Origin of the sequence: Pseudomonas sp. B26(2017) (genome assembly GCF_002113045.1) — a bacterium.
Classification (GTDB): domain Bacteria; phylum Pseudomonadota; class Gammaproteobacteria; order Pseudomonadales; family Pseudomonadaceae; genus Aquipseudomonas.
Genome location: NZ_NEJJ01000005.1, coordinates 321849 through 329557, shown reverse-complemented (window position 1 = coordinate 329557; position 7709 = coordinate 321849). Strand labels below are relative to the sequence as shown.

Annotated in this window: 10 protein-coding genes, 4 tRNA genes and 1 rRNA gene; all 15 read left to right on the top strand. The window is 53.6% G+C overall.

The window, feature by feature from the left end; all coding sequences use genetic code 11:
* Window positions 1–8: 8 nt before the first annotated feature.
* The 15 genes from rrf (at window position 9) to rplL (ending at window position 7581) form a co-directional block, all read left to right on the top strand.
* Window positions 9–125: ribosomal RNA gene (gene rrf / locus CAF79_RS10320) — 5S ribosomal RNA — on the top strand.
* Between the two features lie 132 nt (window positions 126–257).
* Entirely contained in the window at window positions 258–1211 is a 954-nt protein-coding gene (gene birA, locus CAF79_RS10315) for a bifunctional biotin--[acetyl-CoA-carboxylase] ligase/biotin operon repressor BirA (protein ID WP_085697685.1), read from the top strand.
* Entirely contained in the window at window positions 1201–1950 is a 750-nt protein-coding gene (locus CAF79_RS10310; RefSeq protein WP_085697684.1) for a pantothenate kinase, read from the top strand. Before birA ends, CAF79_RS10310 begins: the two co-directional genes overlap by 11 nt.
* Window positions 1951–1957: 7 nt before the next feature.
* Window positions 1958–2398, top strand: a complete 441-nt coding sequence (locus tag CAF79_RS10305) for a hypothetical protein (protein ID WP_085697683.1) — start codon at window positions 1958–1960, stop codon at window positions 2396–2398.
* A 144-nt stretch (window positions 2399–2542) separates the two neighbouring features.
* Window positions 2543–2627, top strand: a tRNA-Tyr gene (locus CAF79_RS10300).
* A 25-nt stretch (window positions 2628–2652) separates the two neighbouring features.
* A tRNA-Gly gene (locus CAF79_RS10295) sits at window positions 2653–2726 on the top strand.
* A gap of 26 nt (window positions 2727–2752) precedes the next feature.
* Window positions 2753–2828, top strand: a tRNA-Thr gene (locus tag CAF79_RS10290).
* Window positions 2829–2913: 85 nt separating this feature from the next.
* Window positions 2914–4107: an elongation factor Tu gene (tuf, locus tag CAF79_RS10285; protein WP_085697682.1), complete on the top strand. Its 1194-nt coding sequence runs from the start codon at window positions 2914–2916 to the stop codon at window positions 4105–4107.
* A 53-nt stretch (window positions 4108–4160) separates the two neighbouring features.
* Window positions 4161–4236 (top strand) — tRNA-Trp (locus CAF79_RS10280).
* Window positions 4237–4281: 45 nt separating this feature from the next.
* Entirely contained in the window at window positions 4282–4650 is a 369-nt protein-coding gene (gene secE / locus CAF79_RS10275) for a preprotein translocase subunit SecE (RefSeq protein ID WP_007957600.1), read from the top strand.
* Window positions 4651–4659: 9 nt separating this feature from the next.
* Complete coding sequence (nusG, locus tag CAF79_RS10270; protein WP_007957598.1) at window positions 4660–5193, top strand: transcription termination/antitermination protein NusG; 534 nt, start codon at window positions 4660–4662, stop codon at window positions 5191–5193.
* A gap of 117 nt (window positions 5194–5310) precedes the next feature.
* Window positions 5311–5742, top strand: a complete 432-nt coding sequence (rplK, locus tag CAF79_RS10265; RefSeq protein WP_003228756.1) for a 50S ribosomal protein L11 — start codon at window positions 5311–5313, stop codon at window positions 5740–5742.
* Window positions 5742–6437, top strand: coding sequence for a 50S ribosomal protein L1 (gene rplA / locus CAF79_RS10260; protein WP_011336175.1), 696 nt, complete (start codon window positions 5742–5744; stop codon window positions 6435–6437). The genes rplK and rplA overlap by 1 nt, the downstream gene beginning before the upstream one ends.
* A gap of 198 nt (window positions 6438–6635) precedes the next feature.
* The gene (gene rplJ, locus CAF79_RS10255) at window positions 6636–7136 is read left to right on the top strand and encodes a 50S ribosomal protein L10 (RefSeq protein ID WP_007957597.1); all 501 of its coding nucleotides are present in this window, start codon (window positions 6636–6638) and stop codon (window positions 7134–7136) included.
* A gap of 79 nt (window positions 7137–7215) precedes the next feature.
* Window positions 7216–7581 carry a 50S ribosomal protein L7/L12 gene (gene rplL / locus CAF79_RS10250; RefSeq protein WP_003255496.1) on the top strand — a complete coding sequence of 122 codons (366 nt, stop codon included), beginning with the start codon at window positions 7216–7218 and terminating at the stop codon, window positions 7579–7581.
* Window positions 7582–7709: the final 128 nt, after the last annotated feature.

Here is a 7709-nt window from a genome sequence, read left to right as displayed (position 1 = left end):
CCGAATTTCTTGACGACCATAGAGCGTTGGAACCACCTGATCCCATCCCGAACTCAGAAGTGAAACGATGCATCGCCGATGGTAGTGTGGGGTTTCCCCCATGTGAGAGTAGGTCATCGTCAAGATTAAATTCCGAAACCCCAATTGCGAAGGCAGTTGGGGTTTTGTTTTGCCCGCAGGAAAGTGGATTTTTTGAATTCTATGCAACGGCCCGGTGCATAGCTATTATTCGGGCCTCATTCAGAGGCGAGACCTGCATGCTGACGTTGTTGAATCTCCTGAAGGATGGTCGATTCCATTCCGGTCAGGCTTTGGGTGCTGCCTTGGGAGTTAGTCGAAGTGCGGTGTGGAAGCAGCTTCAACACCTAGAGGCTGAGCTTGGATTGTCCATACATAAAGTTCGGGGAAGGGGCTATCAATTGGCCTCGCCATTGACATTGCTTGACGTGCTCAAGATAGAGGAAGGCCTTTGCGGCTGGTCTGTCAGTATCTTCGATTCTGTCGACTCTACTAATGCTGAATCGCTGCGCGCGGTGGATGGGGGGCGGGCGGCTCCCTTTATTGTATTGGCTGAGCGCCAGAGCTCAGGGCGTGGGCGCAGAGGCCGTAAATGGGTGAGCCCGTTCGCTGAAAATCTCTATTACAGCCTCGTGTTGCGTATTGATGGTGGGATGCGTCAGCTTGAGGGGCTGAGTCTTGTTGTCGGGCTCGCCGTCATGCAAGCCTTGCATGCGCTTGGAGTGCCAGGTGCAGGTTTGAAGTGGCCCAATGATGTATTGGTCGGGCGAAAAAAAATCGCCGGGATTCTGTTGGAGCTGGTTGGGGATCCTGCTGACGTGTGTCACGTAGTGTTGGGTATAGGCATCAATGTGAACATGCAGACTACGGATGAAGTCGATCAGCAATGGACTTCAATGCGTTTGGAGTCGGGACGGGCGTGTGATCGCAATATTCTGGCGATTGAGCTAAGTAAGCAGCTGCAGCTTTATTTGCAGCGTCACCAATCGGACGGCTTCGCTGCGCTACAGGCGGAATGGGAGGCGAGCCACTTGTGGCAAGGGCAGCCGGTTTCCCTCACTGCTGGTGTCAACCAGGTGGATGGTGTGGTGCTGGGAATCGATAATCAAGGCGCGCTGCGGCTGAAGGTAGATGGCGTGGAAAAAGTCTTTAGTGGCGGTGAGCTCAGCTTGAGGTTGCGTGATGATTCTTGAGCTCGATTGTGGAAACAGCTTTATCAAGTGGCGTGTGCTGCGCGTTGAGGCGGGTACCGTGATCGCGGAAGGTGTGGCCGACTCTGATGAGGCATTGGTAAGCAGTCTTCGATCGCTAGAGAAGGTGTCTCTCGATAAGTGCCGTCTCGTCAGCGTAAGAACTGAAGATGAGACTAATTTGCTGATTGGCGTGCTCAAACATGAGTTCGGCGTTTCCGTTGTTTGTGCGGCGCCGGCTCGCGAGATGTCCGGTGTTAAGAATGGTTACGACGATTATGAGCGCCTTGGCCTTGATCGCTGGTTGGCAATGCTTGGTGGTTTTCACTTGGCTAAAGGGGCTTGTCTGGTTCTTGATTTTGGCACTGCGGTGACTGCTGATTTCATCTCGTCGGAAGGTGAGCATCTAGGAGGTTTCATTTGTCCTGGCATGCCGCTAATGCGTAATCAGCTGCGTACTCATACTCGAAAAATTCGCTATGGAGACCTCGCAGCGGAGCGGGCATTGACGAGTCAGGAGCCTGGACGCAATACGGCTGAGGCTGTCGAGCGTGGTTGTGCGTTGATGCTCAGAGGATTCGTACTGACGCAGTTGGAGATGGCGCGTGCCTACTGGGGTGATGACTACAGTGTCTACATTACGGGGGGGGACGCCGAGCTAGTCTCGGATATCGCGCCTGAGGCTAGGGTTGTTCCCGATTTGGTATTCGTGGGTTTGGCTATGGCGTGTCCTTTGTCCTGAGGTTTGTATGCGTTGGTTGTTCCTTCTGCTCCTGGTACTCAATGTTTTTTATTACGTCTGGCATCAGCAGGAGGCGCCGCTACGCGCAAAGGATGTCACGCCGCTCAGTCTCTATCGTAGCTCGCAACAGGATATTCGCTTGCTGAGTGAGGCAGGTGGTGATGCTTCTAGTGAAAAAAGGACTGGAGGAAAGCCTGATGGTCAGTGTCTATATATAGGTGGTTTGAGTCGCCCTGAGCCCGCCCAGGCATTGGAGCAGCGTTTGGCAGGGCTTGGGGTAAAAGCTCTTCCTTCGGCCAAAGAGTCTTCCGGCAGTTCGTATTGGTTCCAGATTACGCCCGAAACCCAGCGTTTGCTGGGTGATGCTCAGCTGCAAAACCTTTCTAAGGAATTCAATGAGTTAAAACATAAAATAATGCTGTGCGAGGGGGTTGCACCTACTGAGTAGTTTGCATAGAATGGCGCCCGCTCCACAGCGAAGACCTGAAAAGGTCACTGCGGTGGGGTGATGTCAATGCAGCTAACCTCATGTTTTTTAAATGAGAAAATGCTTGACAGGGGTTTGGCATAGTATAGAATGCCGGCCTGATTAGGAGGGGTTCCCGAGCGGCCAAAGGGATCAGACTGTAAATCTGACGTCTACGACTTCGAAGGTTCGAATCCTTCTCCCTCCACCAGATTTTAGCGTGAGCTGCAGGCTCCGCGGGTATAGTTTAGTGGTAGAACCTCAGCCTTCCAAGCTGATGATGCGGGTTCGATTCCCGCTACCCGCTCCAAGTTTGCAGGTTGTGCAAAGTGTTACGCTCTTGTAGCTCAGTTGGTAGAGCACACCCTTGGTAAGGGTGAGGTCAGCGGTTCAAATCCGCTCAAGAGCTCCATATGACAAGGCAGATATGAAAATATCTGCCTTTGTTTTAATGGCTTGTGTTGTTTGCTCAATTTCTTCTGTTAGGGGTGATATCGATGGCTAAGGAAAAATTTGATCGTTCCCTGCCGCACGTCAACGTTGGCACCATCGGTCACGTAGACCACGGTAAAACCACGCTGACCGCTGCTCTGACTCGCGTCTGCTCCGAAGTTTTCGGTTCGGCCGCAGTTGAATTCGACAAGATCGACAGCGCTCCAGAAGAAAAAGCTCGCGGTATCACCATCAACACCGCGCACGTTGAGTACAACTCGAACATTCGTCACTACGCTCACGTTGACTGCCCAGGTCACGCTGACTACGTGAAGAACATGATCACCGGTGCTGCCCAGATGGACGGCGCGATCCTGGTTTGCTCGGCTGCCGATGGTCCGATGCCGCAAACTCGTGAGCACATCCTGCTGTCCCGTCAGGTAGGCGTTCCGTACATCGTGGTTTTCCTGAACAAGGCTGACCTGGTAGACGACGCTGAGCTGCTGGAACTGGTTGAGATGGAAGTTCGCGACCTGCTGTCCACCTACGACTTCCCAGGCGACGACACTCCGATCATCATCGGTTCGGCTCGTATGGCGCTGGAAGGCAAAGACGACAACGAAATGGGCACCACTGCTGTCAAGAAGCTGGTGGAAACTCTGGACAGCTACATCCCAGAGCCAGAGCGTGCTATCGACAAGCCGTTCCTGATGCCAATCGAAGACGTGTTCTCGATTTCGGGTCGCGGTACTGTTGTGACCGGTCGTATCGAGCGCGGTATCGTTCGCGTTCAGGATCCGCTGGAAATCGTTGGTCTGCGTGACACCACCACTACCACCTGCACCGGTGTTGAGATGTTCCGCAAGCTGCTGGACGAAGGCCGTGCGGGCGAGAACTGCGGCGTTCTGCTGCGTGGTACCAAGCGTGACGACGTTGAGCGTGGTCAGGTTCTGGTCAAGCCAGGTTCGGTTAAGCCGCACACCAAGTTCACCGCAGAAGTTTACGTTCTGAGCAAGGAAGAAGGCGGTCGTCACACTCCGTTCTTCAAAGGCTACCGTCCACAGTTCTACTTCCGTACTACTGACGTGACCGGTAACTGCGAACTGCCAGAAGGCGTTGAAATGGTAATGCCAGGTGACAACATTCAAATGACTGTTACCCTGATCAAAACCATCGCGATGGAAGATGGTCTGCGTTTCGCTATCCGTGAAGGCGGCCGTACCGTTGGTGCTGGCGTCGTTGCCAAGATCATCGAGTAAACAGTTGTAATGTCTTTTTCGGGCCGGCATAATGGTCGGCCTGATTTTGTTTTAGGTCAGTAGCTCAATTGGCAGAGCGACGGTCTCCAAAACCGTAGGTTGGGGGTTCGATTCCCTCCTGACCTGCCAGATTCACTCGGTGTTTCTGGCTTTCTTTTCACAGGATCTTCATAGATGACTCCTAAAGCTGAAGCTCAAGGCTCTCGCTTCGATTTGCTCAAGTGGCTGGTAGTAGTCGCTTTGGTAATTGTTGGCGTTGTCGGCAATCAGTATTACGCTGCTTCGCCGATCCTGTACCGTGTACTCGCATTGCTTGTCATTGCTGCTGTGGCTGCCTTTGTAGGCCTGCAGACTGCCAAGGGCAAGTCTTTCTTTGTACTGGTTAAGGAAGCTCGCACCGAGATTCGTAAAGTCGTTTGGCCAACTCGCCAAGAAACCACGCAGACCACGCTGATAGTTGTGGCTGTTGTCCTGGTTATGGCGTTGCTGTTGTGGGGGCTTGATTCCCTGCTCGGCTGGCTTGTTTCCTTGATTGTTGGCTAAGGGTGTCCCGTGGCTAAGCGTTGGTACGTTGTGCATGCTTACTCGGGTTACGAGAAGCATGTCATGCGTTCGTTAATCGAGCGCGTAAAGCTGGCTGGCATGGAAGATGGCTTCGGCGAAATTCTGGTTCCCACTGAAGAAGTGGTTGAAATGCGTAATGGCCAGAAACGCAAAAGCGAGCGCAAATTCTTCCCAGGTTATGTGCTGGTCCAGATGGATATGAACGAGGGTACTTGGCACTTGGTCAAGGATACTCCTCGGGTGATGGGTTTTATTGGCGGTACTGCTGATAAGCCGGCGCCAATCACCGATAAAGAAGCTGAGGCGATTCTGCGTCGCGTTGCCGATGGTAGCGACAAGCCGAAACCGAAGACTCTGTTCGAGCCAGGCGAAACCGTTCGAGTCAATGACGGGCCGTTCGCTGACTTTAACGGTGTTGTCGAAGAAGTTAACTACGAAAAGAGCCGGATCCAAGTGGCAGTGCTTATTTTCGGACGCTCTACTCCGGTAGAGTTGGAGTTCAGTCAGGTCGAAAAGGTCTAACTGAACAAGCATCCCAACCCCGCAGCCCTAGGCTGTGGGGTTTTGTCGTCACTGGGATAAACGCGCAAGTAACCGGGGAGCCTTTCGAGGCGTTCGAACCCGTAATTGGAGTGCCTCATGGCCAAGAAGATTACCGCTTACATCAAGCTGCAAGTGAAGGCCGCTCAGGCTAACCCAAGCCCACCTGTTGGTCCTGCTTTGGGTCAGCACGGCGTGAACATCATGGAATTCTGCAAAGCTTTCAACGCCCGTACCCAGGGCCTGGAAGCTGGTCTGCCGACTCCAGTGATCATCACTGTCTACAGCGACCGTAGCTTCACTTTCGAAACCAAATCCACCCCTGCTTCGGTTCTGCTGAAGAAGGCGGCCGGTCTGACCAGCGGTTCCGCTCGTCCGAACACCGTTAAGGTTGGCACTGTTACCCGTGCTCAGCTGGAAGAAATCGCGAAAACCAAAAACGCGGATCTGACTGCAGCTGATATGGATGCAGCCGTGCGCACTATCGCCGGTTCTGCTCGTAGCATGGGCCTTAACGTGGAGGGTGTGTAATGGCTAAGCTGACCAAGCGCCAAAAGGCTATCGCTGAAAAAATCGAAGCGGGCAAGTCCTACAACTTCGAAGAGGCCGCAACTCTGCTGGCTTCGCTGCCAGCTGCCAAATTCGTCGAGTCGTTCGACGTAGCTGTAAACCTGGGTGTAGACCCGCGTAAATCCGACCAGGTCGTTCGTAGCGCTACTGTGCTGCCGCACGGCACTGGCAAGACTGTTCGCGTTGCTGTTTTCACCCAGGGTCCAGCTGCTGAGGCCGCTCTGGCTGCAGGCGCTGACCGTGTAGGTATGGACGAGCTGGCTGCAGAAATGAAAGGCGGCGACCTGAACTATGACGTAGTGATCGCGTCCCCGGATGCAATGCGCGTTGTAGGTCAACTGGGTCAGATCCTTGGTCCACGTGGTCTGATGCCTAACCCGAAAGTCGGCACTGTTACCCCAGACGTCGCTACCGCGGTTAAAAATGCCAAGGCTGGTCAGGTTCGTTATCGCACCGACAAAAACGGCATCATCCACACTTCCGTTGGCAAGATCGGCTTCGATGCCGTCAAGCTGAAGGAAAACGTTGAAGCTCTGATCGCTGATCTGAAGCGTATCAAGCCAGCTTCTTCGAAAGGTATCTACGTCAAGCGCGTTACCCTGAGCACCACTATGGGCCCAGGTCTGGTTATCGACCAGAGCTCGCTGGACGCTTAAGACAAAAATTGGCGCAGTTGACTGCGCCAATTGAAAGATTGGGGTCCCTGCCTGGCGGGGGCTATCCAAGACCGTAGGCGACGCAAGTCTTAAACCTCAAGCCTACGCAGATGGTGCTCCCGGTTCCTTACCGAATCAGACACCAAAACGACATTCGGTTCCGATCGAATGAAACGGTAACAAGCAGGAGTTAAACCCGTGGCAATTAATCTCGAAGACAAGAAGGCCATCGTCGCTGAAGTCAACGAGGCTGCCAAAGTCGCTCTGTCCGCTGTCGTGGTTGATGCCCGTGGCGTAACAGTAGGCGCAATGACCGGACTCCGTAAAGAGGCTCGTGAAGCTGGCGTTTACGTACGTGTTGTACGTAACACCCTGCTCAAGCGCGCTGTTGCTGACACTCCTTACAGTGTCCTCAACGACGTGTTCACCGGCCCGACCCTGATTGCATTCTCCAACGAACACCCGGGCGCTGCTGCTCGTCTGTTCAAGGAATTTGCCAAGGGTCAGGATAAGTTCGAGATCAAGGCAGCTTCGTTCGAGGGCAAGTTCCTCGCAGCGAATGAGATCGACGTGCTGGCAAGCCTGCCAACTCGCGACGAAGCTATTGCGAAACTGATGAGCGTGATTCAAGGCGCTACCAGCAAGCTGGCTCGTACTCTGGCGGCAATTCGCGATCAGAAAGAAGCAGCTGCAGCCTGAGGCTGAGCGTTTCCACTCTCGCGTATTTTTGTTTATTTCGACGGCCGTACAGGCTGTCCACCAAATCAGGAATTGAGTCATGTCTCTGACTAACGAACAAATCATCGAAGCAATCGGCCAGAAAACCGTTCTGGAAGTTGTTGAGCTGATCAAAGCAATGGAAGAAACCTTCGGCGTGACCGCTGCTGTTGCTGCTGCTGGTCCAGCTGCTGCTGCCGCTGTTGTTGAAGAGCAAACCGAGTTCAACGTTGTTCTGGTTGAAGCCGGCGACAAGAAAGTAAACGTGATCAAGGCAGTTCGTGAACTGACCGGTCTGGGCCTGAAAGAAGCCAAAGAGAAAGTCGACGGCGCTCCTCAGGTTGTAGCTGAAGGCGTTTCGAAAGAAGCTGCTGAAGACGCTAAGAAGAAGCTGGAAGAAGCAGGCGCTAAAGTCGAGCTGAAGTAAGCATCGACTTTGCTCCTCCAGCCCGAGCGTCAAGCGACAGGCTGATGGCTGGTGGCTCTTGCCACCGGCCTTTTTCCGTTATTGGCAGCCGACTGGGTCGGTGCCGATAGCGAGCTGTAACCACCCGA